Annotated in this window: 21 protein-coding genes, 1 tRNA gene and 1 pseudogene; 1 reads left to right on the top strand and 22 read right to left on the bottom strand. The window is 60.3% G+C overall.

Annotated elements, in window-relative coordinates; translation table 11 throughout:
• Positions 1-182: 182 nt before the first annotated feature.
• The 10 genes and pseudogenes from ACINK1_RS10475 to ldtR form a co-directional block, all read right to left on the bottom strand.
• Positions 183-1409 (bottom strand): MFS transporter, encoded by a 1227-nt coding sequence (locus ACINK1_RS10475; protein WP_395760114.1) that lies wholly within the window; start codon positions 1407-1409, stop codon positions 183-185.
• A gap of 77 nt (positions 1410-1486) precedes the next feature.
• Entirely contained in the window at positions 1487-2473 is a 987-nt protein-coding gene (thiL, locus tag ACINK1_RS10470) for a thiamine-phosphate kinase (RefSeq protein ID WP_376800221.1), read from the bottom strand.
• The gene (nusB, locus tag ACINK1_RS10465) at positions 2473-2976 is read right to left on the bottom strand and encodes a transcription antitermination factor NusB (protein ID WP_376800222.1); all 504 of its coding nucleotides are present in this window, start codon (positions 2974-2976) and stop codon (positions 2473-2475) included. The genes thiL and nusB overlap by 1 nt, the downstream gene beginning before the upstream one ends.
• Positions 2977-3077: 101 nt before the next feature.
• A pseudogene (gene ribH / locus ACINK1_RS10460) lies at positions 3078-3575 on the bottom strand (6,7-dimethyl-8-ribityllumazine synthase); the annotation flags it as partial.
• Positions 3576-3580: 5 nt separating this feature from the next.
• Positions 3581-4207, bottom strand: coding sequence for a riboflavin synthase (locus tag ACINK1_RS10455; RefSeq protein WP_376800223.1), 627 nt, complete (start codon positions 4205-4207; stop codon positions 3581-3583).
• Positions 4208-4210: 3 nt separating this feature from the next.
• Positions 4211-5338, bottom strand: a complete 1128-nt coding sequence (gene ribD, locus ACINK1_RS10450) for a bifunctional diaminohydroxyphosphoribosylaminopyrimidine deaminase/5-amino-6-(5-phosphoribosylamino)uracil reductase RibD (RefSeq protein WP_376800224.1) — start codon at positions 5336-5338, stop codon at positions 4211-4213.
• Positions 5331-5822: a transcriptional regulator NrdR gene (nrdR, locus tag ACINK1_RS10445; RefSeq protein WP_376800265.1), complete on the bottom strand. Its 492-nt coding sequence runs from the start codon at positions 5820-5822 to the stop codon at positions 5331-5333. The genes ribD and nrdR overlap by 8 nt, the downstream gene beginning before the upstream one ends.
• A gap of 8 nt (positions 5823-5830) precedes the next feature.
• Positions 5831-7135 carry a serine hydroxymethyltransferase gene (glyA, locus tag ACINK1_RS10440; protein ID WP_376800225.1) on the bottom strand — a complete coding sequence of 435 codons (1305 nt, stop codon included), beginning with the start codon at positions 7133-7135 and terminating at the stop codon, positions 5831-5833.
• Positions 7136-7254: 119 nt separating this feature from the next.
• Positions 7255-8598 carry a murein L,D-transpeptidase gene (locus ACINK1_RS10435; protein ID WP_376800226.1) on the bottom strand — a complete coding sequence of 448 codons (1344 nt, stop codon included), beginning with the start codon at positions 8596-8598 and terminating at the stop codon, positions 7255-7257.
• A gap of 220 nt (positions 8599-8818) precedes the next feature.
• Positions 8819-9331: a transcriptional regulator LdtR gene (ldtR, locus tag ACINK1_RS10430; protein ID WP_376800227.1), complete on the bottom strand. Its 513-nt coding sequence runs from the start codon at positions 9329-9331 to the stop codon at positions 8819-8821.
• A 250-nt stretch (positions 9332-9581) separates the two neighbouring features.
• Here ldtR and ACINK1_RS10425 point away from each other — a divergent pair, with 250 nt between their 5' ends.
• On the top strand, positions 9582-10094 hold the full coding sequence (locus ACINK1_RS10425) for a DedA family protein (RefSeq protein ID WP_376800228.1): 513 nt from the start codon (positions 9582-9584) through the stop codon (positions 10092-10094).
• Between the two features lie 5 nt (positions 10095-10099).
• On the opposite strand, the gene ACINK1_RS10420 is transcribed toward ACINK1_RS10425, so the two are convergent.
• From ACINK1_RS10420 to lon, 12 genes are all read right to left on the bottom strand, one after another.
• Positions 10100-10561 carry a GNAT family N-acetyltransferase gene (locus ACINK1_RS10420; protein ID WP_376800229.1) on the bottom strand — a complete coding sequence of 154 codons (462 nt, stop codon included), beginning with the start codon at positions 10559-10561 and terminating at the stop codon, positions 10100-10102.
• A gap of 7 nt (positions 10562-10568) precedes the next feature.
• Complete coding sequence (gene gatB / locus ACINK1_RS10415) at positions 10569-12041, bottom strand: Asp-tRNA(Asn)/Glu-tRNA(Gln) amidotransferase subunit GatB (RefSeq protein WP_376800230.1); 1473 nt, start codon at positions 12039-12041, stop codon at positions 10569-10571.
• Positions 12042-12051: 10 nt separating this feature from the next.
• Complete coding sequence (locus ACINK1_RS10410; RefSeq protein WP_376800231.1) at positions 12052-12441, bottom strand: hypothetical protein; 390 nt, start codon at positions 12439-12441, stop codon at positions 12052-12054.
• The gene (gatA, locus tag ACINK1_RS10405) at positions 12438-13958 is read right to left on the bottom strand and encodes an Asp-tRNA(Asn)/Glu-tRNA(Gln) amidotransferase subunit GatA (RefSeq protein ID WP_376800232.1); all 1521 of its coding nucleotides are present in this window, start codon (positions 13956-13958) and stop codon (positions 12438-12440) included. Before gatA ends, ACINK1_RS10410 begins: the two co-directional genes overlap by 4 nt.
• Positions 13955-14242: an Asp-tRNA(Asn)/Glu-tRNA(Gln) amidotransferase subunit GatC gene (gatC, locus tag ACINK1_RS10400; protein WP_376800233.1), complete on the bottom strand. Its 288-nt coding sequence runs from the start codon at positions 14240-14242 to the stop codon at positions 13955-13957. The genes gatA and gatC overlap by 4 nt, the downstream gene beginning before the upstream one ends.
• Positions 14243-14330: 88 nt before the next feature.
• Complete coding sequence (locus ACINK1_RS10395; RefSeq protein WP_376800234.1) at positions 14331-15101, bottom strand: hypothetical protein; 771 nt, start codon at positions 15099-15101, stop codon at positions 14331-14333.
• 34 nt (positions 15102-15135) lie between these two features.
• Positions 15136-15210 (bottom strand) — tRNA-Val (locus ACINK1_RS10390).
• Between the two features lie 51 nt (positions 15211-15261).
• The gene (locus tag ACINK1_RS10385) at positions 15262-16389 is read right to left on the bottom strand and encodes an ABC transporter permease (RefSeq protein ID WP_376800235.1); all 1128 of its coding nucleotides are present in this window, start codon (positions 16387-16389) and stop codon (positions 15262-15264) included.
• The gene (locus tag ACINK1_RS10380) at positions 16386-17306 is read right to left on the bottom strand and encodes an ABC transporter permease (RefSeq protein ID WP_376800266.1); all 921 of its coding nucleotides are present in this window, start codon (positions 17304-17306) and stop codon (positions 16386-16388) included. The genes ACINK1_RS10385 and ACINK1_RS10380 overlap by 4 nt, the downstream gene beginning before the upstream one ends.
• Positions 17307-17330: 24 nt before the next feature.
• On the bottom strand, positions 17331-18923 hold the full coding sequence (locus ACINK1_RS10375) for a peptide ABC transporter substrate-binding protein (protein WP_376800236.1): 1593 nt from the start codon (positions 18921-18923) through the stop codon (positions 17331-17333).
• Between the two features lie 106 nt (positions 18924-19029).
• Complete coding sequence (locus tag ACINK1_RS10370; RefSeq protein WP_376800237.1) at positions 19030-20580, bottom strand: peptide ABC transporter substrate-binding protein; 1551 nt, start codon at positions 20578-20580, stop codon at positions 19030-19032.
• Between the two features lie 62 nt (positions 20581-20642).
• Positions 20643-23075 (bottom strand): endopeptidase La, encoded by a 2433-nt coding sequence (lon, locus tag ACINK1_RS10365; protein WP_376800238.1) that lies wholly within the window; start codon positions 23073-23075, stop codon positions 20643-20645.
• Between the last annotated feature and the right edge of the window lie 265 nt (positions 23076-23340).

Raw genomic sequence — 23340 nt, 5'->3', positions numbered from 1 at the left:
AGCGCCCCGAACTGTCGAGGCCACATGGCGAAAGGCTGGTGATCTCCTCGACCTCTTCGCCCCGAACGAATGCGCAAACTATCTCAGAAACTCAGGATATGCTTCCGTCTGAAAACAGCATGCTCTAGGTCGGGCGCGGTGTAGCCAAGGAATAGCCGTCGCGCAACTGAATCACGCGTCTGTCAGCCGGCGCGAGCCAGACGGCGTTGCGATGTCAACAGGATCACGAGGGCTATCACAGCCAATCCCAGCATCGGCACAAGGGCTGACAGAACGGCGTGCCAGCCACCATAATTCTGCAGAATGCCCGACGCCAGCGACGCAAGAGAAACCAGCCCAAACACCAGAAAATCGTTTAATCCCTGCACTTTACCGCGCTCAGCTGGATGATGGCAATCGGCGACGAGGGCGGTTGCCGACACATAGGCGAGGTTCCAGCCAAGTCCGAGCAGCACGAGCGCTGCCCAGAAATGGGCGACAGAATACCCCGCATACCCGACAACCACGCACAGGCCGAGCAAGACCAGGCCCGCGCTCATCACTTTGATCTTGCCATAGCGGGCGATGAGCGATCCGGTGAAGAAGCTCGGCGCATACATGGCCACCACATGCCACTGAATTCCAAGCGTCGAATCGGTGATCGAATAGCCGCATTGCACCACCATGGCGACGGGAGCCGCCGTCATCACCAGGTTCATTGCCGCGTAGGACAGCATGCCGATAGCAACCGCGACCACAAATCGCGGCTGGCGGATGATCTCGCTCAACGGGCGGGATATCGTGGCCTCACGACTGCTTGTATCCATCTTCGGCCAGCGCGTCAGTGCGATGAAACCCATCGACAGAAGGATCACCAGCGTTGAACCGATGTAAGGCCCGACATAGGTGAGACCCGGCAGCGCATCCTTAGCGTTGATGACGATCTGCGGGCCGATAAAGGCTGCTGCCAGCCCGCCGGCCAGAACCCATGAAATTGCCTTGGGGCGAAAGGCCGGCGTTGCCGTGTCAGCCGCAGCAAAACGGAAAAACTGCGTCCATGACAGATATGAGCCGGCCAAAAAAGTTCCAAGGCAAAACAACCAGAACGAACTGGCAATCACGCCAGCAGCCGCGACAAGCCCGCCGGTCATGCCGATGACGCCACCCAGCAGGAAGCCTGGCTTGCGGCCGATGCGGGCCATCAGCAGGGAGGCTGGAATGGCGGTGGCGAGCGAGCCAACGACAAAGGCGGTGATCGGAAGTGTTGTCAGCTCACGGCTGGGCGCCAGCTGGCTGCCCAGAATGCCGCCCAGCGCGAAATTAATCGTCGAATTGGCACCACCGAGCGCCAGTGCCAGCGACAGACAGCGGGCGTTGTGACGGGCAAGCTTGTCGGGGTCACCATCTTGCAGCAGTGCGGCAGTGCTCATGACGTCAAACCCCGGAATGAAAACGGCAAGGAACATGCTGATAGCCCGATGAGGGGCTTTGCGGTCAAGTGCCTCGATCAGAAATGGCTGAAACTCGTGGTTGCGAACGACATAACGTCGCCCTCGTGGACAAATTGCGGGAGCGCGTTGCCTGCGACGATAGAGCCGATTTCGCTGACGGCAACATTCGCTGCGCGCGCTTCTGCCATGAGGGTGCTGCATCGATCCGGGGCGACGGTGAAGAGGATTTCGTAGTCATCACCGCCGCTCAATGCCAGTTCAAGCATATCGGTACCGGTGCCACACAGCGTGTGCGCGGCCGCCGACAACGGCACATGAGCGACATCGATCATTGCACTGACGCCGCTGGCGCGACAGAGCTTGGCGCAATCGCCTGCCAATCCGTCGGAAACATCCATCGCCGCGCTCGCCTGGGCCTGAAGCACGCGGGCAAGCGCGTGTCGCGGCTCAGGAAGAAGATAGCGCTGCAACAGGTGAGCCCGATGATCCGCCGCCAAATTCTCGAAGCGCTCGGGCTGAAGCCGCAGCCGGCAGCCTAACGCCGCATCGCCAATCGTGCCGGTGACGAAGACGCGGTCGCCCGCTTGCGCGCCTTTGCGACGGACCATTTTCCCAGCCGGTACAAGGCCTAGCGCAGTGATCGACAGCATCAGCGGCCCGGCTGCACGGGTTGTGTCCCCGCCAAGGAGGGCAATATCAAAGTGCTTCTGATCGAGATCGAGACCTTTGACGAAATCAGCAAGCCAATCCTCGCTCCACTCATCGGGAAGCGCCAGGGTCAACAGATAGGCGCGTGGGCGGGCGCCTTTGGCGGCAAGGTCCGAAAGATTGGTGCGCAACGCCTTGCGGGCGATGAGATCAGGCGGATCATCGGCAAAAAAATGCACACCGGCGACCAGCGCGTCCATCGTGATCACCAGCTCGTGTCCGGAAGGAACGGCCAGGCAGGCGGCATCATCGGTCAGATTGAAGGCGGCGGGATCGCTTGCCAGCGGCGCCAGGTGGCGGGCGATGAGGGTGTCTTCATCGGGGCGCGCAAGCATCAGGCGGAGCGCGGGGCAGCGCCGGAGAAATCCTCCGCCCTTTCCCGCCGGCCCAACGTGTCGAGGATGGCGTTGACGATGCGCGGCTCTTCACCGTTGGCAAAAAAAGCGCTGGCGATATCGACGTATTCGACGATGGCGGCGCGGGCCGGCACATCGCGGCGGTAATAAATCTCATAAGCGCCGCAACGCAGGATCTGACGTAATGTCGAGTCGATCCGCGCCAGCGGCCAACCCTCTTTCAAAACACCGTCAATGGCCGGATCAAGTGCTATCTGTTCGCGCACGACACCACCGGCGATATCGCGAAAAAAAGCGACATCCGCATCGCGGTAGACATCGCCATCGACTTCCTTGCCCAGTCGAAAAGCTTCGAATTCGCTCAACGTCGCAAAGAGGTCGGCGCCGGAAATATCCATCTGGTAAAGCGCCTGCACCGCAGCAAGGCGAGCGGCAGAACGCTTGTTGCCTGGTTTGGGCGGCCTGTTGTTTGCAGATACCATCAGTGGTCGTTACCGGCTGGCGGCGTCGGGCGCAAGGCATTGCCGAGCCGCCGCAGCATGTCGGGATCAAATCCGCCCGTCGCCGCATGGCTGGTGACGAGCGCCGGCTGGAGGCTCCATTTGCGCTGGAGTGCGATCATCGCCAGACAGGCCGATGCCGCGCCGCCGCCCTTGTCCATGTCGCTTTGGCGCGCGCGCGCCAGTGCCTGTTCCTCGCTCTCAACCGTCAGAATGCCGTTACCGACCGCCAGACCTTCGCCCGTTGCCAGATCCATCACCGCACGGTTCGATTCATTGGCAACGACGTCATAATGCGTCGTCTCGCCGCGAATGACGGTACCAAGAACGACGAAACCATCATAGGGACGAAAGCCATTGACCTCGCGCGCCGCCCGCACCGCAAGGGCAATGACGGCAGGAATTTCCAGCGCTCCGGGAACGGTCACGACGTCGATATCGGCGTTCGCCTGCGCCAGCCTGGCGCGGGCACCCGCCAGCAATTCGTCGGCGATATGCTGGTAGAAGCGAGCCTCGATGATGAGGACACGCGGTGGCGGGCCAGGAACATGCGCCGTAGCGACTGTCGGTGTTACCTGCATCGACGTTACGTCCTCTCTCCCGCCCCAGCCTGCCTGCCGGCCAGCAGGCGCGCCGCATAGCGCGCCATCAGGTCAACCTCAAGGTTTACCTCATGGCCTGGTTGCGTAGCCCCCCAGGTGGTGACACCAAGCGAATGGGGGATCAGCATGATGTCGAAAAGGTTTCCCTCGGCACGATTGACGGTCAGCGACGTACCATCAAGTGCCACCGAACCCTTCTCGGCAATAAATTTCGCCAATTCCGCCGGTGCCTCAAGGGTAAAGCGGGCGCAATCGTCCTCGTCAAGTCGTGTGAGGATCCGCGCCAGCCCGTCGACATGGCCGGTGACGATATGGCCACCAAGCTCGTCGCCCAGTCTGAGCGAACGTTCGAGATTAATCTGCGTGCCGACTTGCCATTGTCCCGCTGTCGAGCGGGTCAACGTTTCGGTTGACACATCGACATCAAACCACGGTGGCGTCCCTGAAGGCGCGATAGCGATGGCCGTCAGGCAGACACCCGAACAGGCAATCGAGGCGCCGATCGCCAGCCCGTCGACGCTGGTTTTCGGCGTGATACGCAGGCGTTTGGCACCGCCGCGATCAGCGATGGCTGCAATCGTTCCTAGATCAGTGATGATGCCGGTGAACATGGGCTATCTCCTGCGGCGATAATAGGTGGCGCTATCGCCGGCGAACAGCTCTTCCTCATTCCGCTCGAAGCGTTGCCCGGCGATGATGTCATCAAGCGGCCCTGGCGCCAGCGCGGCAATGCCCGTATCGCCGATCACGCGCTGCCCGCGCAGCAAAATGATTGTGTCGACGAGATCACGGGCCAAGAGCGCTCTGGCGAAGGTCAACCCGCCCTCGACAAAGAGGGTCGTCAAGCCAAGCTTGCCGAGTTCACGCAAGGCGATATCGAGGTTGATGCACCCGGCACTGAGCCAGGGTGGCGGTATAGGTTGGATATGGACGCCCAGTGCCGCCAGCGCATCCGCCTTCGCCTGTTCGGCATCGAGGCTCGTCACGACGTGAAGCGGACGGATACGGGCTTCAGCAACCAGACGCGCGCCAAGCGGCAGCCGCAGCCGGCTATCAAAGACGATGGGCATGGGCGAGCGCGAAGCAAGGCCCGGCAAGCGGACATCGAGCAACGGATCATCGCTGAGCACGGTGCCGATCCCGACAACGATGCCGTCTGACTGGCTGCGCCGGCGATGAACGACGGAATTCATCACTTCATTTGTAATGGCGATCCGTTGACCGGATATCCCCAACTTGCCGTCAGCCGACAGCGCCAGCTTCAGCGTGACGTGAGGCCGGCCAAAGCGCAGGCGCGCCAGATGACCTTCATGAACAATCACCGCCTGGGCACGCATCACGTCTCGGGTGATCGTGATGCCGGCTGCTTCCATGCGCGAAAAGCCGCCGCCAGCGGTGCGCGGATCAGGATCTTCGAGAGCGCAGACGACGCGCGATATACCCGCGTCGATCAAAGCCTGCGAACAGGGTGCGGCGCGGCCGATGTGGGAGCAAGGTTCAAGTGTCACATAGGCGGTTGCCCCGCGCGCCGCGGCACCTGCTTGAGCGAGCGCGTTTGCCTCCGCATGGGGGCGGCCGCCGGGTGAGGTCACGCCCTGCCCGACGATCAGCGGACCATCCGGACCTGCGCGGGCGATGAGGCAGCCAACCGACGGGTTCGGGCGTGCCAGCCCAAGCCCGCGACGCGCCAGCCGCAGCGCTGCCGCCATCAGGCGATGATCATCATCGGCGGCTTCACTCAAGCCGCTTTTTTGACGCCCCCGGGCGCGGCGTCTCCTCGGCTTGCAATTCATCGAGCACGGTCTCGAAGTCCTTCGCTTCCCGGAAATTGCGATAGACCGAGGCAAAGCGCACATAGGCCACCTGGTCGAGAACGCGCAGGCCCTCCATGATCAGTTCGCCGATGGAATTCGAGTTGATATCGACATCTCCTGAGCTTTCCAGCTGGCGGACGATGCCGCTCACCATGCGCTCGATGCGCTCATCTTCAACGGGGCGCTTGCGCAGCGCCACACGCACGGAGCGGTCAAGCTTGTCGCGATCAAACGGCACCCGGCGTCCCGACCGTTTGACGACGGTGAGTTCACGCAATTGCACACGCTCGAAAGTGGTGAACCTGCCGCCGCAACCAGGGCAACTGCGACGACGCCTTATGGCGGCGTTATCATCGGTCGGCCGCGAATCCTTGACCTGCGTGTCCTGACTTGCACAGTACGGGCAACGCATCATGAGCCTCAGTAAATAGGGAAACGGTCGGTCAGGGCGATAACGCGCTTGCGAATAGCTGCTTCAACAAGCGGCGCCTGGCCATCGCTGGACTGGGCCACGGCATTCAGGACTTCGGCAATAAGATCCCCCACCTGATGGAATTCGGCGATGCCAAAGCCGCGCGTGGTCGCGGCCGGCGTGCCAAGGCGGATGCCTGATGTGATCATCGGCTTTTCCGTATCGTGGGGAATAGCGTTCTTGTTGCAGGTGATAAAGGAGCGCACCAGCGCCTGCTCGGAGATGTTACCCTTGAGGCCCTTCGGGCGCAGATCAACCAGCATAAGGTGGTTATCAGTGCCGCCGGACGCAATCTCAAAGCCGTGACCTCGCAGACGCTCAGCAAGGGCTTTGGCGTTGGCGATCACGTGCCGGCTGTAGGATTTGAACTCAGGCCGCAATGCTTCACCAAAGGCTACCGCCTTGGCGGCAATCACATGCATCAGCGGGCCGCCCTGAAGCCCGGGGAAGACGGCTGAATTGATTTTCTTGGCCAGCCCCTCGTCATTGGTGAGGATCATGCCACCGCGCGGACCGCGCAATGTCTTGTGGGTCGTGGTGGTCGCCACATGGGCATGAGGGAACGGACTTGGATGCTCGCCTGCTGCCACCAAACCAGCGAAATGGGCCATATCGACCATGAAAAGCGCGCCGACTGCATCGGCAATCTGGCGAAAGCGTGCAAAATCCCAATGGCGCGAATAGGCCGAACCACCGGCGATGATGAGCTTGGGTTTGGCCTGATGAGCGATCTTCTCGACCTCATCCATGTCGATGATCTGGTCGCTCTTGCGCACGGTGTAGGGCACGGGCACGAACCATTTGCCCGACAGATTGACCGGCGAACCATGAGTCAGATGGCCACCGGCTGCCAGATCAAGACCCATAAACGTGTCACCCGGCTTGAGGAGCGCCAGAAACACCGCCTGATTGGCCTGTGCGCCCGAATGCGGCTGCACATTGGCAAAACCGCAGGAAAACAGCTCTTTTGCCCGATCTATCGCCAGTTGTTCAGCGATATCAACATGCTGGCAGCCCGCATAATAGCGCCGTCCCGGATAGCCCTCGGCGTACTTGTTGGTCATCACCGAGCCCTGCGCTTCCAGAACGGCGCGCGAGACGATGTTTTCCGAGGCGATCAGCTCGATTTCATGACGCTGGCGACCGAGTTCCGCTTTTACAGCAGCAGCGATGGCAGGATCGCGCGCCTCAAGGGAGGCTGAAAAGAAATCAGGAGAGCGGACAGAGCCGTCCGCCGCGCTGCTGGTAGCCATGAAAAGAGCCTCGGTATGATCTAGCGTTGAGGAAGCTGGAGCGTTCACCAGCCAAAAGACTCGCCTCGACTAGCCGAGAACGCCACCTGGGCGCAACCCGTCATCAGGAAACAGCGCAATCACTGCACGCGCGCGGCCCGCTTTTCACCCGGCACAAAGGCTTGCGGCCCGACTGAATCATAAGGCGTCGCAGGCAGCGCAAGATTGCCGACAAGCTGCTGTTCGTCACGCTTGTAGACATCGTCACGGAAATGGATGACGCCGTCCGCGTTCGCCCACGCCGTGATGTAGACCCAATAAACCGGGACCGGGCGCGTCAGCTTGGCGTCAATGCGCTCATCGGTACGGATCGCCTGGTCGATGCGCACGCGCTGCCATTCAGGATTATCCGACAACAACCACGTCACCAGTTCGCGAACATTCTGAACGCGGGCGCAGCCCGAGGAATGGAAGCGCGCATCACCACCAAACAGCGATTTTTGCGGCGTGTCGTGCATGTAGACAGCTTCGGTATTGGGCATGCCAAGTCGCACATTGCCCAGAGAATTAATGCTGCCCGGATCCTGGCGGAAGCGGAAATTCACCGCTTCTTCGGTGCTCCAGTTGATGAATTGCGGCGACAGCTCGTTATTTGTCTGGTCAAAAATACGAATTTTGTTCTTGGCGAGATATTCCGGGTCCTTCTGCATCTTGGGGATAAGATCGCGACGGACAATGGAGGCCGGCACCGTCCAGAAGGGGTTGAAATTGATCTCGACGATACGAACCGCAAGTATCGGCGAGGGGCGGTCGATCTGGCCGACGACCGTACTGTGACGCTGAATAACCGCCCCGCCCTGCACTGCTTCGAGTTCGGCGGCAGGAATGTTCATCGCCACATATCGCTCGCCAAGCGGCACAGCCATGGTGCGCAGGCGCCCGAGATTGAGCGACAATTGGCTCAGCCTGCGCTCGGCCGGAACGTTCAGCGCGTGATAGGTCGGTGCACGAACAACCCCGTCCGGGGCGATCCCGTGGCGATACTGGAAGCGCTTGACGGCTGCTTCGACAAAACTGTCGAAAATTTCCTGCCGCCCGGTCGTTTGTTCAAGATCGCCGGAGGCTACCAGCCGACGGCGCAGCGCCAGCACGTTTTGGCTTGCCACACCCACGCGTAGCGCCGGCCCTTCCGGCACAGTCGGCCAGCCGCCGCGCGCGACGATATCATTGTAGCGCTGGATCGCGCGCTCGACATTGGCAACAGAGGCTGTTCCCAGAAGCGGGCTCTGGCGCGCCTCCGGCAGGCCTGCTTGCGGGGTCGATATATCAAAGCGTTCCCGCCACTCGGTGCCGGGAATTGTTGTGTTTGACACGAAACTCTGGGCTTTTGCGCTGCCACCAAGCATGGCCATGCCGGCAAGCAGGGTCGAAAAATTCCGGCGCGTCAGCCGCCTTCCGCTCGATTTCCAGTTCGATGTCGTCACAATTCTTTCCTTGATCCGCTCGCCTCTGACTGCCGATCCGGTTGATCAGATTGCAATCGATCAGGCAACAGCAATGTGATTCACGTCGGCAACCATGATTGGAGTGGCAGAGTGACGGTCAAATCGGTCAAAGCTGTGACGCGCGGCCACAAAAACGAAAAGAGCGGCCTCGCGCGCCGCCCTTCCCTGTCATCGTTCTCTTCTTCTTATTATGTCGTCATCACATGCGGTAGCGGATCTGGTCGATCCAAAAACGTTCCAGACGCTGGAGCGCTGCCGATAAACGATCGAATTCTTCCTGCGAAATGCCAGCCACCGCTTCGAGCGAATGCGTCTGGCGATCATAAAGCTTGTCGACAACGGCGCGGATTTCCTGGCCCTTGGGGGTCAGCTTGATGCGCACGGTGCGGCGGTCGACGCGGCTCTTCTGATGCAGGATATAGCCAAGATCGACCAGTTTCTTGAGATTATAGGAAACGTTCGACCCCAGATAATAGCCGCGCGTCTTCAATTCGCCAGCCGTCAGTTCAGCGTCCCCCATATGGAACAGGATCAGCGCCTGGGTGGCGTTGACATCGGAGCGACCGATGCGGTCGAACTCGTCCTTGATGACGTCAAGCAGGCCGCGATGGGCGCGCTCGACCATGGCCAGCGCGTCCAGATAGTGACGCTTGATTTCGCCGGCAGGCTTTGAAGTCTCGGTGGTCTTCGCCAGATTGCTCTTGTTGATCATTTTGCTCGTCTCACGCTTGCCCGGATTTTCCGGTGCATTCCCTGTATGAAACCAACATAGTCGCAATCTGTAGAATTCGACTTAAAACTCTAGATGAATACTTCATAACCTCGCACGCGGTTAACAGTTAACCTGCGCAGGTCGATATTTACTTTCGATTGACTCTAAGGTCGCCGACCAGCGCGGCGCCGATCAACGGCTTTTCGAGCAAGGTCTTGCACTCTCGCTGCCCAGCCGCTAACGCCTGTGCATGGAACAGTTGACGCAAGTCCTTGTGCATTTTGTGCGTGATAACCAGCACTGGGGACCGCCACTCGTCGGATTACTGGCGTTTTGCGAAAGTTTGGCTGTGATCTCCCTTTTTGTGCCGGCGACCTCGATTCTTCTGGGTATTGGCATTTTGGCAGCAGCGAGCAATATCGACCTGGTCCCGGTTATCCTGGGAGGAGGTATTGGAGCTGCCCTTGGCGACTGGCTATCGTACTGGTTCGGGTACCGCTATGGCAGTGAAGTCAAGAACATGGGGCCATTCGTTAAGCGCCAGGCCATCCTGGAGCGAGGCGAAGCCTTCTTCCGGCGGTGGGGCGCCGGTGGCGTGTTCATCGGCCGCTTCTTCGGGCCTTTGCGGGCGATTGTGCCATTGCTGGCCGGCATGAGCCGCATGCCGTTCTGGGCGTTCCAGACCGCCAACTGGACATCTGCCTGGATCTGGTCGGCCTTGCTGCTTGGCGGTCCGTCGCTGGGCTTCTCGATCTGGCGCTAGAGCCGTCACAACATCAGCTTGAAGGCCTCATGCGAACGGGCAAACCCCAGGCGCTCATAAAAGCGGTGGGCGGCCAGCCGCTTCTTGTTGGAGGATAACTCCATCATGCCAGCCCCGCGCCGGCGGGCCTCATCCAGCGCATGGCGCACCATCTGCTCACCGATGCCCTGGCTGCGGTTTTCCGCCAGCACATGAACACTCTCGAGCTTGGCGCGCAGCAGACCATGATTGACAAGGCCGGGGATGAAGGTGAGCTGGAAGGTGCCGACGATCTTGCGATCAACGAGAGCAACAAAGAGCGCGTTGTCGCTGCTTGCGGCAATACGATCGAAGACCTGCTCATAGACCGCCATGTCGGCGAGCCCGCGATATTCGGCGTGGCCGCCCACATCATCAGCCGCGAAAATCGCCAGTATGCCCGGCAAGTCAGCGCTTTCGGCGGGACGGATGGTCGCGTGCACTGTCATGCTCCGCTCATATCCCCAGCTTCGCCTTGAGGATATCGTTCACAGTCTGCGGATTGGCCTTGCCGCCGGTCTGTTTCATCACCTGGCCAACGAACCAGCCCAGCATGGTGGGCTTGGCTTTTGCCTGTTCGACCTTGTCGGGGCTGGCTGCGATCACCTGATCGATGGCTGCCTCAATCGCCCCGGTATCGGTCACCTGCCTGAGGGCGCGCGTCTCGACCACCTCACGTGGATCGGCGCTCTTCTCCTCATTGATGAGGATTGCCAGCACATCCTTGGCGATCTTGCCGGAAATCACGCCTTCGGCGATGAGATCGACGAGGCTGGCGATCTGCGCCGGCGTGATATGGGTGGCGGACACCGACACATTCTGGCTGTTGGCGAAAGCTGCCACATCGCCATTGATCCAGTTTGCGACCTGCTTGGCGTCGCGCTTTTTATCGCCGGATGTGACGGCGGCCTCGAAATAGTCGGCCGTTTCCTTTTCTGCCGTCAGCACGCTCGCATCATAGGGGGTAAGGCCGTAATCAGCGATGAAGCGCGCCTTCTTGGCGTCCGGCAATTCCGGCAGAGCGGCGCGGATATTTTCCACATAAGCATCGTCGAATTCGAGCGGCAGCAGGTCAGGGTCCGGGAAATAGCGGTAATCATGCGCTTCTTCCTTGGAGCGCATGGAGCGCGTCTCGCCTTTGCCCGCATCATAAAGGCGGGTTTCCTGGTCGATCTTGCCGCCATCTTCGAGAATGCCGATCTGGCGGCGCGCCTCATACTCGATCGCCTGCCCAACGAAGCGGATGGAATTGACGTTCTTGATCTCGCAGCGTGTGCCAAGCTTGGGGTCGCCCTTGCGGCGGACCGAGACATTCACGTCAGCGCGCATGGAGCCCTTTTCCATGTCGCCGTCGCAAGTGCCGAGATAGCGCAAAATGGTGCGCATCTTGGTGAGATAGGCCTTCGCCTGTTCGGTGGAGCGGATATCGGGGCGCGAGACGATCTCCATGAGCGCAATGCCTGAGCGGTTGAGATCGACAAACGACATGGTGGGGTGCTGGTCATGCAGCGATTTGCCGGCATCCTGCTCCAGATGCAGGCGCTCGATACCGATCTTGACGCTCTCGCCGTCGGCAAGATCAAGGCTCACCTCGCCTTCGCCGACGATCGGGCTCTTGTACTGGCTGATCTGATAGCCCTGCGGCAAATCGGGGTAGAAATAATTCTTGCGGTCAAACACCGAGCGGTTGTTGATCGCTGCCTTCAGGCCAAGCCCGGTGCGGATGGCCTGGCGTACGCACTCCTCGTTGATCACCGGCAGCATGCCCGGCATGGCCGCATCCACCAGGCTGACATTGGCATTGGGCTCGGCACCAAAGACGGTGGAAGCGCCGGAAAACAGCTTCGACCTGGAGGTGACCTGGGCATGGACTTCCATGCCGACCACCAGTTCCCAATCGCCGGTGGCGCCTTTGATGATCTGGTTCATGGGACTGCCCTCATACCTCACCCTCCGCCTCTTCGAGATCCTCGAAGAGGTCATAGGAGATGGCGGCCTTTTCGGCGTTGATCTTGGCTTCAATCGAGATGTGGCTCAGCTGCATCGCGTCATAGATCTTGCGCGCCTTGTCGAGATCATCGCCAAAGCCCGCTTCCTCGGCATCATAGTAATAGGCGATGCCGGTCCAGGCCATGATCTCCTGGCCCATGGAGCGGCCGCCACATTGCTTTTCGAAGTAATCGAGCTGGGCGTCAGAGATGGCGGTGGCGAAATCGACGAGGCTCGATTTCTCGAATCCCTTCAACAGCTCACGCCATTTGCTGAAAGCAGCACGGTAATAGTCGCCGACCGGCTGGTTCTCGCGCAGGGCCTCGATCGTGTTCATCATGGCGTCCACCATGCCGGCGGGGTGAAGCGACCGGCGGCGCGCTCGATGACGTCGCCGCAGCGAAACAGCGTTTCCTCGGCAAAGGGTCTGCCAATGAGCTGGAGGGCAAGCGGCAACCCCTTTGCGTCAAGCCCGGCCGGGATGGCGATGCCCGGCAGGCCAGCCATGTTGACGGTCACGGTGAAGATGTCGTTGAGATACATTTCAACCGGATCAGCCGATCCCTTTTCGCCAATGCCGAAGGCAGATGACGGGGTGGCGGGCGTCAGCACGGCATCCACCCCGGCGGCGAACGCCAGATCGAAATCGCGCTTGATGAGGGTGCGGATCTTCTGTGCCTTCACGTAATAGGCATCATAATAGCCAGCCGACAGCACATAGGTGCCGATCATGATGCGCCGGCGTACTTCCTTGCCGAAGCCCCTGGCGCGGGTTTTCTCGTACATGCCGGTGATGTCACCGCCCTGCTCGCGCAAGCCATAGCGCACGCCGTCATAGCGCGCGAGGTTGGAGGATGCCTCGGCTGGCGCGACAATATAATAGGCCGGCAGGGCGTACTTGGTGTGGGGCAGCGAGATGTCGACGATCTTTGCGCCCGCCTCCTTCAGCCAGGCAATGCCCTGCTGCCAAAGCGCCTCGATCTCGGGCGCCATGCCGTCGAGCCGGTATTCCTTGGGGATGCCGATGGTGAGCCCCCTCACCTCGCCGCTCAGTGCCTTTTCGTAATCCGGCACTGGCGTATCGACAGCGGTTGAATCGCGCTCATCATTGCCTGCCATCGAGCGCAGCATGATGGCCGCATCGCGCACATCGCGGGCAATCGGGCCCGCCTGATCAAGGGAAGATGCAAAGGCAACGATGCCCCAGCGCGAACAACGGCCGTAGGTGGGCTTGATGCCAACCGTGCCGGTGAAGGCCGCGGGCTGGCGGATCGAGCCGCCGGTATCGGTTGCGGTTGCTCCCGCACAGAGCCGTGCCGCCACTGCCGCCGCCGATCCGCCTGACGAGCCGCCAGGCACGAGGGCGGTCCCTTCGAGCGTGCCGGCGTTCGTGCCGACGTTCGATCCCGTGCGTCGCCACGGATTGACCACCGGCCCGAAGGCAGAAGTCTCGTTTGATGAGCCCATGGCGAATTCATCACAATTGAGCTTGCCCAGCATGACTGCGCCATCGCGCCAGAGCTGGCTGGTGACGGTCGATTCATAAGGGGGAATGAAACCGCCCAGAATGTTTGAACATGCGGTCGAGCGCACGCCTTCAGTACAGAAGAGGTCCTTGATGCCAAGCGGAATACCCTCAAGCGGGCGGGCATTGCCTGATGCCAGCCGCCGGTCGCTCTCAGCGGCCATGGCAAGCGCTTTCTCCGGCGTCTCGATCACATAGGCGTTGAGCACACGCGCCTTTTCGATCGCCGCGAGATAGGCGCTGGTGAGTTCGTGTGCGGTGAATGATTTTGCCGCCAGGCCTTCGCGCGCTTCGGCGATGGTCAGTGCGGTCAGATCGTTTGCCCCACTCATTCGACCACCTTGGGCACCAGAAAGAAATGATCATCGCTTGCCGGCGCGTTGGCGGTGATCTTGCCCGCCTCACCGCCTGCCGTCACAACATCCCTGCGCTTCTTCAGCGCCATCGGAATGACCGACGTCATCGGTTCGATGCCTGTGACATCAACCTCATTCAACTGCTCAACAAAGGCCAGCATGGCGTTCAATTCGCTTTGCAGATGCGGCACTTCGTCATCGCTGAGTGCGATGCGCGACAGGCGCGCGACACGCTTCACAGTATTAGAATCAACCGACATGGCTTTCCACTTCTCAAAATGAACGGCCTGATAGCATCAGCCCTTGCGCCAGCGCAATCAACCACCGCCGTCAGGCGCGACATTGCCTCTAGCGGGTGACGAGGCGAAAACGCTTCAGTTCGCGAGGCGACAGGACGCGGATCGTCGTCGGTTCGACGGAATGGGCAAGGGCGACCAGCTGCGGATTGGCGCCCATGAAGCGCAAATAGGTGCGCTCAAGATCACCGATCCGGTTGATATCCCACCCGCCGGGCTTCTTCCTGTCGAACAAGGGAATTCCAAAGAAGGTTTCCTCGATCAGGGTTGGACGGTGAACACCAAGGCGACTGGTCTGCGGCACCATGCGCTTCACCCCGCCCATGAATGTGAACACGCAAGCCGAATAGCAGATGCCGTTCACCGGATGCGCGTCACCCCATTGTTCGCGCTCTTTCTTCGCGGTGCGCCCCTGCGTCAGCAGCCCATGAGCCTCCAGCGTCTGCGCATTCACAAAGCGCCCGACATAAACAATCATGCCGAGGCGGCGGAACTCGATACCAAGGCGCATGCTGGCAGCCAGATCCCCGCCCGGCGAATGCAGCAGCACAGCGCGGCGGGCGCCTGGCTCATTGCCTTCGCGTTCGACAAACCGGCGGAACTCCGCTGGCGTATCATGCGAAATGGCGCCGACAGCCTCAAGCACCCTGGGGCATGGCACGCGCCCGCACCGCCCGTCGGCGCCCAACGACACCCAGCGAAATTCCATATCTGCTGCCCGCGCCCGATCAAGCGTGACGCCGGCAAGGGCGATGATGGTGGCGAGCACAAGGCGCAGCCTGCCCGGTAGTCGTCGGCTCTGGTCTGGAACACGCAGGCGCATCTCGTATAAATCCTCTCCCTTTGAGGAAGTGCGATGGTGGGCGGTGAGGGGATCGAACCCCCGACATCTTCGGTGTAAACGAAGCGCTCTACCGCTGAGCTAACCGCCCGTTGATTTACGATTAGGGCGCGACAAAGAAACACGCAAGCGCTGTTGGCGCCTACTCGCTCCTCGGATCAAGCGCATCGCGCAAGCCGTCGCCCAGAAAATTGAGCGCAAACAAAGTGGACACAAGAAAAAGTGCTGGAAATACCAACAACCAGGTCGCGCCTTCAATATTGCGTGCACCCTCGGCAATCAGCACACCCCAACTTGTCATTGGCTCCTGCACGCCAAGGCCGAGGAAGGAAAGGAAGCTTTCGCCGAGGATCACTTTGGGCACCAGAAGCGTCATGTAGACGATGATGACACCGAAGGTGTTAGGGATGATATGCTGCGCAATCACGCCTGCAGGCCTGACCCCGAGCGCGTTTGCGGCGATAACGAATTCCCGTCTTTTCAGGGACAAAGTCTGTCCGCGGACGATCCGTGCCATGTCGAGCCATTCAATGGCACCGACCGCCAAAAACATCAGCACGACATTTCGCCCCAGAACGACAACGAGCATGATGACAAAGAAGATGAACGGCAACGCATAAAGAATATCGACGATGCGCATCATCACACCATCCACCAGACCGCCGGCATAGCCAGCAATGGCGCCGTAGGCGACGCCAATCAGCAGGGCTACCGCCGTTGCCAGACACCCGATCAGGAGACTGACCCGCCCGGCGATCAGCGTGCGCGCCAAAAGATCGCGACCATTGCCGTCGGTTCCAAAGAAGAAATAGCGCTTGATGATCGGCACGCTGACGGAAAGGCGTCTGCCGCCATCGCTGAGTTCGATCGCCTCGGCGGCAGCAAAAAGATCGGAGCGCTCGAAGAGGGCTGTCAGGCGCCGGTCGATCGCTCGCTCGGCGGTGAGGGTGACCTCCACTCGCTCGCCGGATACCCATACACGCTCGACCTTGGTGCGCATGCGTGCAGCGATACGGTCGATAGCCGGCCCGATCTGATCGGGGCGCGGATAGGCCGTCAGGCTTGGCGGGGTGCGGACATAATCGGTGAAGACGCGCGTGAAGTCATGTGGCTGGAGGGCTGGACCGATAATTGCTGCAAGCGTCATGACACAGAGAAAGACGAGGCTTGCCATGGCCGCCTTGTGGCGCTTGAGGCGCGCCCAGGCGCGCTGGCGCGGCGAGCCGGGCTGCTTGTGGGCTGGCGAGGCTGCGGGAGAATGTCCGCTCATGATTCCTGCACCCGTGGATCAAGAAGAGCGTAGAGAATGTCGACGATAAGATTGAAGACCAGCACGAAAACCGCAATCAGCACAACGGTCCCCATCACCAGCGTGTAGTCGCGGTTGAGCGCTGCATCGACGAAATAGCGACCAATACCCGGCAGTCCGAAGACCGTTTCGACCACCAGCGAGCCTGTCAGCAGGGACGCTGCCGCCGGTCCCAGATAGGAGACGACAGGCAGCAGCGCACCGCGCAGCGCGTGAAGGGCAACGCCAGTCTGCGACAGACCATAGGCACGCAGGGTACGAATGTGGTTGGCGCGCAGTGCCTCGATCATGGATGCGCGCGTGAGGCGCGCTACAACCGCGATCTGCGGGAGCGCAAGCACGATCACCGGCATGATGAGGTTGCGGATGTTACCATTGTCAAAGCCAGCGACCGGCAGCCAGTGAAGCGTCAGCGCCAGCAGGATTTGCAGCAGCGGACCGATGACGAAATTGGGGATCGTCAAGCCAAGCGTTGCGCCGACCATCACCGCGTGATCCATGGTGCGGTTCTGGCGCAGCGCCGCGAGTGTGCCCAACACCACGCCAAGACCAAACGACAGGACCAAGGCCAGCGTGCCGAGCAGGATCGATACCGGCAGGCCGTGGCCAAGCAATTCGGCAACGGTAAAATCGCGCACGGAAAAGGATGGCCCGAAATCACCGCGCAGGAGCGATGCCAGGTAGTTGCCATATTGAACGATCAGAGGCTGGTCGAGCTGGTAGATGCGCCGCAGATTAGCGAGTACCTGCGGATCAAGCGGTCGCTCAAGGTCAAACGGCCCGCCAGGCGCCAGGCGGATCAGAAAGAATGACAGGGTGACGACGACAAACAGCGTCGGCACGCACGCGGCCAGGCGACGGGTTACATAACCGATCATCGGCTGGGACACCTGCCCTGACGATCAATTCCGGATCGACATGAAGCGCGTGGCGTTGGCGCCGCGCAAATTCGGCGTGAAGCCCGAGAGCTTTGGCGAGATCAGGATGCGGTTTGTATAAAACAGCAAGGGCGCAACGGGCGCCTCGGCAAGCAGCAGGGTCTCGGCCTCGCGCAGAATACCAGCACGCGCCGCGAGGTTAAGTTCACGTGCCGCTGATTTCATCAACGCGTCGTATTTTGCATGTGCCCAGCTCGGGTAATTGAGCCCGCCATTGCCGCCCTCGAACAGGAACAGAAAATTCTGCGGATCGTTGTAGTCGGCGATCCAGCCGGCGCGGGCGATGTCATAGGCGCCCTTTTCGCGCAGAAAGGCAAAATGAGTTTTCGCGTCCGTCGAGATGAAGCTGGTGTCAACGCCGATGCGCTTCCAGTCGCCCGCCAGTGCGACCGCAGTCGCCTTGTTGTTATCCGTCACATTGTAGCGCAGTTCGACCTTGAGCGGGTTTGAGGGGCCAAAGCCTGCCTCGGCTAGCAGTTTCCTCGCCGTTTCCTCGCGCTCGATCACCGACTGATCCTGCCAGGCAACGGCGCCGGGATTGCCATAATTGGCCGTGCCGGGTGGCACGAAGGAATAAGCGGGCACCAGCGTTCCTGCCCAGATTTCTTCCGACAGCACCTCGCGGTCGACCGCCATGGCAAGGGCAGTGCGCACCCGCTTGTCGTCGAAGGGCGGCTTCTTTGTATTGAAGGCGATGTAGTAGGTGCCAAGCAGCGGCGCGACATTGACCTGACTGCCAAGCTGCGTGCGCAGCGCCTTCAGCTGATCGGCTGGAATGTCATTCATCGACAGAATTTCACCAGCGATGAAGCGCCTCACGCCCGCAGCCGTGTCCTTGATCGGGATGTAGTTGACCTGGTCGATCCTGACATTGGCCGCGTCGTGAAAATGTGGGTTCTTGACGAGGGTGATCAACGTGTTGGGCAGGTTTTCCTTCAGCATATAGGCGCCGTTGGAAACGAGATTGCCCGCTTTGATGAAATCAGCGCCAAGTGCGCTCACGCTTGCTTCGTTCACCGGGCTTGGTGTCTGGTGGGTCAGGAGTTCAAGAAAATAGGGTGTGGCGTTTTCAAGCGTGATCTCCAGCGTACGATCATCAACTGCCTTGACGCCCAACGTCTCGACCGGTGCCTTGCCGGTGTTGATGCGCTCTGCCCCGGCGATGGGATAGATGATGCTGGCATATTTGGCGCCGGTTTTCGGATCAACGATGCGGCGGAAGGAAAAGACGAAGTCTTTCGCCGTGACCGCCGCGCCGTTCGACCATTTGCCGCTGGCGCGCAGCTTGAAGGTGTAGACCTTGCCATCGGCTGAAACCGTCCAGCTTTCGGCGGCACCTGGTACGACCCTGCCCTGTCCGTTATGGATGACGAGACCTTCATAAAGGTCGCGGACGAGGTTTGCTTCCGCCACTGTCGATGTCTTGTGAGGGTCGAGCGTCTCAGGGTCCGCATCATTGCCGCGATGATAGATGGTCTGGGCAAGAGCCGCCCCGCTGGTCACACCACCCAATACAAGAACGAACAGCAGAGATTTACACCGATCAATAAGGGCCATGGCTCACCTGTCCAGCACGATCAGGTGATCGAAGCACGAAGACATGGCAGGCGTCAAAGCGACATCTGCCAGGTCGCCCAGGGTCAGACCGCGCCAATGTCCGACGCTAGCGGGCGAGCTGCAGAAATCGCGTGGCGTTGGCGGCACGCAGATTGGGAATGAACCCGCTCAGGCGGGCTGACACAAGGTAGCGCCCTGTATAATGGGCGATCGGCGTCAATGGTGCCTCATCGAGCATCATATCTTCCGCCTGCCGCAGAAGCATAAAACGCCTGTCGGCATCGCGTTCACTCCGCGCTGCCTGCAGCAGGCGATCGAAGGGAGGAAAAGACCAGCGCGTCGTGTTAAGGCCACTGCCGCTTTCGAGCAGGAAAAGGAAGTTCTGCGGATCGTTGTAATCGGCGATCCAGCCGGCCCGGGCCACGTCGTAATCGCCCTTGTCACGGAGATAGGCGAAATGCGTGCGTGAATCGGTTGCGACGAAACGGGTGGTGACACCGACCTGTTTCCACATGTCAGCGACCGCCACCGCCATCGCCTTGTTGTTGTCGCTGGCATTGTAGCGCAATTCGACACTCAAAGGACGAGAGGCGGTAAATCCGGCCTCCGCCAGGAGCGCCTTCGCCCTGTCCTCGCGCTCGATGATCGACAGCGCCTGCCATGACGGATTGGCAGTTGTGGTGGCGGTTCCGGCAGTTCCCGGTGGAACGAAGCGCGCGGCGGCAATGATCGAACCGCTGGCGATGTCGTCAGCCAGCACGTCGCGATCAATGGCGATGGAGAGCGCCTGGCGCACACGCTTGTCGTTATAAGGTGGCTTGGTGGTATCAAAGCCGAAATAGATGGTGCCTTGCAGGGGGGCGATCATCAGCTGCTCGCCGTAGGCAAGGCGCAACGCCTTGATCTGGTCGCTTGGCACATCGGGCAGAAAATCGAGTTCACCGGCACGAAAGCGCCGCACACCGGCGGCGAGGTCCTTGACGAGGATATAATCGACAACATCGATGCTGATGGAAGCGGCGTCATGGAAGCGGATATTCTTCGTCAGGCGGATATGCGAGCCCGGTAGGTTCTCGGCAAGCACATAGGCGCCATTGCTCACCAGTTTTCCCGGTGCAGCGAAGGCAGCGCCGTGGGCAGCGAGGCTCGCGCGATGAACGGGGAGCGTTGTTTGATGGGCGAGCAAGTCAAGAAAATAGGGTGTCGGCGTTTCAAGGGTGATGATCAGCGTATGGTGATCTGGCGCGGCTATACCGAGCGTTTCGGGCGGCTTCGTGCCGGCACTGATCGCCTCGGCATTGCGCACGGGGTAGATGACATTGGCGTATTCAGCACCGATTGAGGGGTCGACGAGGCGACGCAGTGCGACAACGAAATCCTCCGCCGTGACCGGATCACCGTTTGACCATTGCCCATCATGCCTCAGCTTGAAGGTATAGGTCAGCGCATCGGCTGACACCGCCCAGCTTTCAGCGGCACCCGGCGCCAATTCGCCTGCCCGGTCCTGGATCAGCAGACCTTCGAAGAGATCGCGAAGGATATGGGCTTCAGCGAGCGTGGAGCTGCGCTGCGGATCGAGCGTTTCAGGTTCGGCGTCATTGCCACGATTGAAATGAACAGCGGCGCCCGCCGGCCTTGCCGGGAGCGCCGCTGTCATCAAATTTACCACGACAAACAGGGCGGGCGCGAACCATGCAAAGCAGAGCCGCGCCCTCGTCATCAATGGGCGACGAACATCGTCGAATTGTCATCATCAGCGGTCTTGGCGCCGCCGGCGATCACTTCACCCTCCTCCCAGGTCGTAGGTTCGGGCAGACGAACGAGGGCGTGCTTCAGCACCTCATCCATGCGCTTGACCGCGATGATGGTAAGGCCGTTCTTCACGTTGTCGGGGATTTCGGCGAGGTCCTTGACGTTGTCGTCAGGGATAAGAACCGTCTTCAACCCGCCGCGCAACGCCGCCAGAAGCTTTTCCTTCAGGCCGCCGATCGGCAGCACGCGACCGCGCAGCGTGACCTCGCCGGTCATCGCCACGTCGCGCCTGACCGGAATGCCCGTCATCACCGAGACGATGGTGGTCGCCATGGCGATGCCAGCGGACGGACCATCCTTCGGTGTGGCGCCCTCGGGGACATGGACGTGGACATCACGACGATCAAAGAGCGGTGGCTTGATACCAAAATCAATCGCCCGCGAGCGGACATAGGAGGCCGCTGCCGAAATCGATTCCTTCATCACCTCCTTGAGATTGCCGGTGACGGTCATTCTGCCTTTGCCAGGCATCATGACTGCTTCAATCGTCAGCAACTCGCCGCCCACTTCCGTCCACGCCAGCCCTGTGACAACGCCGACCTGATCTTCATCCTCAGCCGCACCGAAGCGGAATTTCGGAACACCCAGATAGGACTCAAGCCCGTCCCTGGTGACCTTGACGCTCTTGCGCTTGCCCTTGGAGGCGACCAGCTCCGTCACGCCCTTGCGGCACAGCCGGGCGATTTCGCGCTCAAGATTGCGTACTCCGGCTTCGCGCGTATAGCGGCGGATGACTTCCAGCAGCGCGTCGTCCTCAACCGACCATTCCTTGTCGCCAAGACCGTGGGCGGTGAGCTGATGAGGAATGAGATGGCGCCGGGCGATCTCGACCTTTTCATCCTCGGTGTAGCCGGCGATACGGATGATCTCCATGCGGTCGAGCAGCGCTGGCGGGATGTTCAACGTATTGGCGGTGGTGATGAACATCACATTCGACAAATCGTAATCAACCTCAAGATAATGATCGGCGAAGGTCGAGTTCTGTTCGGGATCGAGCACCTCGAGCAAGGCGGACGACGGATCGCCGCGGAAATCCATGCCCATCTTGTCGATCTCATCGAGCAGGAAGAGCGGGTTGGTCTTCTTTGCCTTCTTCATCGACTGGATGATCTTGCCAGGCATCGAGCCAATATAAGTGCGGCGATGCCCGCGGATTTCCGCCTCATCGCGCACGCCACCCAGCGATACGCGGACGAATTCGCGCCCGGTCGCCTTGGCGATCGATTTGCCAAGCGAGGTCTTGCCGACGCCTGGCGGGCCGACGAGGCAGAGGATCGGACCTTTCAGCTTGTTCGAGCGGCTCTGGACGGCGAGATACTCGACGATGCGCTCCTTGACCTTCTCAAGCCCGTAATGATCGTGCTCCAGCACGTTCTGGGCTGCGCTCAACTCCTTGTTGACGCGTGCCTTGCCGCCCCACGGGATCGACAGCATCCAGTCGAGATAATTGCGCACGACGGTTGCTTCCGCCGACATCGGCGACATCTGGCGCAACTTTTTCAGTTCGGCAATCGCCTTTTCGCGCGCTTCCTTGGACAGCTTGACGGTGCGGATCTTCTCTTCGATCTCGGCCAGATCGTCCTTACCATCCTCATCGCCAAGTTCGCGCTGGATCGCCTTCATCTGCTCATTGAGATAATACTCGCGCTGCGTCTTCTCCATCTGGCGCTTGACGCGGCTGCGGATCTTTTTTTCCACCTGGAGGACCGAGATTTCGCCTTCCATAATACCAAGAATGCGCTCTAGGCGTGCCTGAACGGTCGGCAGTTCCAGCAGTTCCTGCTTCTCCGGGATTTTTACGGCAAGGTGCGCTGACACCGTGTCAGCAAGCTTGTCCGGCTCACTGATCTGCGTCACGGCAGCGACGATTTCAGCCGACAATTTCTTGTTGAGCTTCACATAGTTTTCGAACTCGGCAACGACCGAGCGCATGGTCGCGTCGACGGCCACCTTGTCACTCTTCCCATCGTCGATGAGATCGGCCCGTGCCTCGTAGAATTCCTGGCGCGGATTATAACTGACGACGCGCGCACGCGCCGTTCCCTCGACCAGAACCTTGACGGTATTGTCAGGCAGTTTCAGCAACTGCAGCACATTGGCGAGCGTGCCAACCTCATAGATAGCATCGTGCGCTGGATCATCATCGCCGGCATTGCGCTGGGTCACCAGCATAATCGGGCGATCGGTACGCATGGTTTCCTCAAGCGCACGGATTGATTTCTCGCGCCCGACAAACAGAGGTACAACCATGTGTGGAAACACCACGATGTCACGCAGCGGCAGGACGGCGTAAACGTCCGATTTCTGGATCGTCGGGGGTGTCTTGTTCTTGTCGCTCATTGTTCAATTCCTTTCCGCGCGTCGTCGCGTCGGCAGTCCCACAGCCCGGTTTCGAGGACGTCGTCACTGACGACACCGGGTGCTCGTGTTCGAGGGCAACGAATCTTTGAAGACCAGCTTACGCTTCCACAGACCTGACTGCCAGAGAGGCTGCCATCGTCTGTCTTGTTGAGGGCTAGGTGGTTACGGCCTTGTAAATTGTCAAGAATGCAATGCTGGCCGGTCAACATCACGAGCGCAAGGTAACATCATGGCAAAAACAGAA

Source organism: Raskinella chloraquaticus (SeqCode), from assembly GCF_021731865.1.
Lineage (GTDB): Bacteria > Pseudomonadota > Alphaproteobacteria > Rhizobiales > UBA4765 > Raskinella > Raskinella chloraquaticus.
The sequence above is the reverse complement of the archived record's forward strand: the minus strand, read 5'-3'. Positions and strand labels throughout refer to the sequence as shown.

Excerpts from the sequence above, each read along its gene's own strand:
- ACINK1_RS10410 (WP_376800231.1), bottom strand. The coding sequence starts at position 12,441 with ATGATGAACACGATCGAGGCCCTGCGCGAGAACCAGCCGGTCGGCGAC.
- ACINK1_RS10375 (WP_376800236.1), bottom strand. The coding sequence starts at position 18,923 with ATGGCCCTTATTGATCGGTGTAAATCTCTGCTGTTCGTTCTTGTATTG.
- ACINK1_RS10475 (WP_395760114.1), bottom strand. The coding sequence starts at position 1,409 with ATGAGCACTGCCGCACTGCTGCAAGATGGTGACCCCGACAAGCTTGCC.
- ACINK1_RS10395 (WP_376800234.1), bottom strand. The coding sequence starts at position 15,101 with ATGCGCCTGCGTGTTCCAGACCAGAGCCGACGACTACCGGGCAGGCTG.
- glyA (WP_376800225.1), bottom strand. The coding sequence starts at position 7,135 with ATGGCTACCAGCAGCGCGGCGGACGGCTCTGTCCGCTCTCCTGATTTC.
- ldtR (WP_376800227.1), bottom strand. The coding sequence starts at position 9,331 with ATGATCAACAAGAGCAATCTGGCGAAGACCACCGAGACTTCAAAGCCT.
- ACINK1_RS10385 (WP_376800235.1), bottom strand. The coding sequence starts at position 16,389 with ATGAGCGGACATTCTCCCGCAGCCTCGCCAGCCCACAAGCAGCCCGGC.
- gatC (WP_376800233.1), bottom strand. The coding sequence starts at position 14,242 with ATGTCGGTTGATTCTAATACTGTGAAGCGTGTCGCGCGCCTGTCGCGC.
- ACINK1_RS10425 (WP_376800228.1), top strand. The coding sequence starts at position 9,582 with ATGGAACAGTTGACGCAAGTCCTTGTGCATTTTGTGCGTGATAACCAG.
- thiL (WP_376800221.1), bottom strand. The coding sequence starts at position 2,473 with ATGCTTGCGCGCCCCGATGAAGACACCCTCATCGCCCGCCACCTGGCG.
- lon (WP_376800238.1), bottom strand. The coding sequence starts at position 23,075 with ATGAGCGACAAGAACAAGACACCCCCGACGATCCAGAAATCGGACGTT.
- gatB (WP_376800230.1), bottom strand. The coding sequence starts at position 12,041 with ATGAACCAGATCATCAAAGGCGCCACCGGCGATTGGGAACTGGTGGTC.
- gatA (WP_376800232.1), bottom strand. The coding sequence starts at position 13,958 with ATGAGTGGGGCAAACGATCTGACCGCACTGACCATCGCCGAAGCGCGC.
- ACINK1_RS10420 (WP_376800229.1), bottom strand. The coding sequence starts at position 10,561 with ATGACAGTGCACGCGACCATCCGTCCCGCCGAAAGCGCTGACTTGCCG.
- ACINK1_RS10370 (WP_376800237.1), bottom strand. The coding sequence starts at position 20,580 with ATGACAGCGGCGCTCCCGGCAAGGCCGGCGGGCGCCGCTGTTCATTTC.
- ACINK1_RS10455 (WP_376800223.1), bottom strand. The coding sequence starts at position 4,207 with ATGTTCACCGGCATCATCACTGATCTAGGAACGATTGCAGCCATCGCT.
- ACINK1_RS10380 (WP_376800266.1), bottom strand. The coding sequence starts at position 17,306 with ATGATCGGTTATGTAACCCGTCGCCTGGCCGCGTGCGTGCCGACGCTG.
- nusB (WP_376800222.1), bottom strand. The coding sequence starts at position 2,976 with ATGGTATCTGCAAACAACAGGCCGCCCAAACCAGGCAACAAGCGTTCT.
- nrdR (WP_376800265.1), bottom strand. The coding sequence starts at position 5,822 with ATGCGTTGCCCGTACTGTGCAAGTCAGGACACGCAGGTCAAGGATTCG.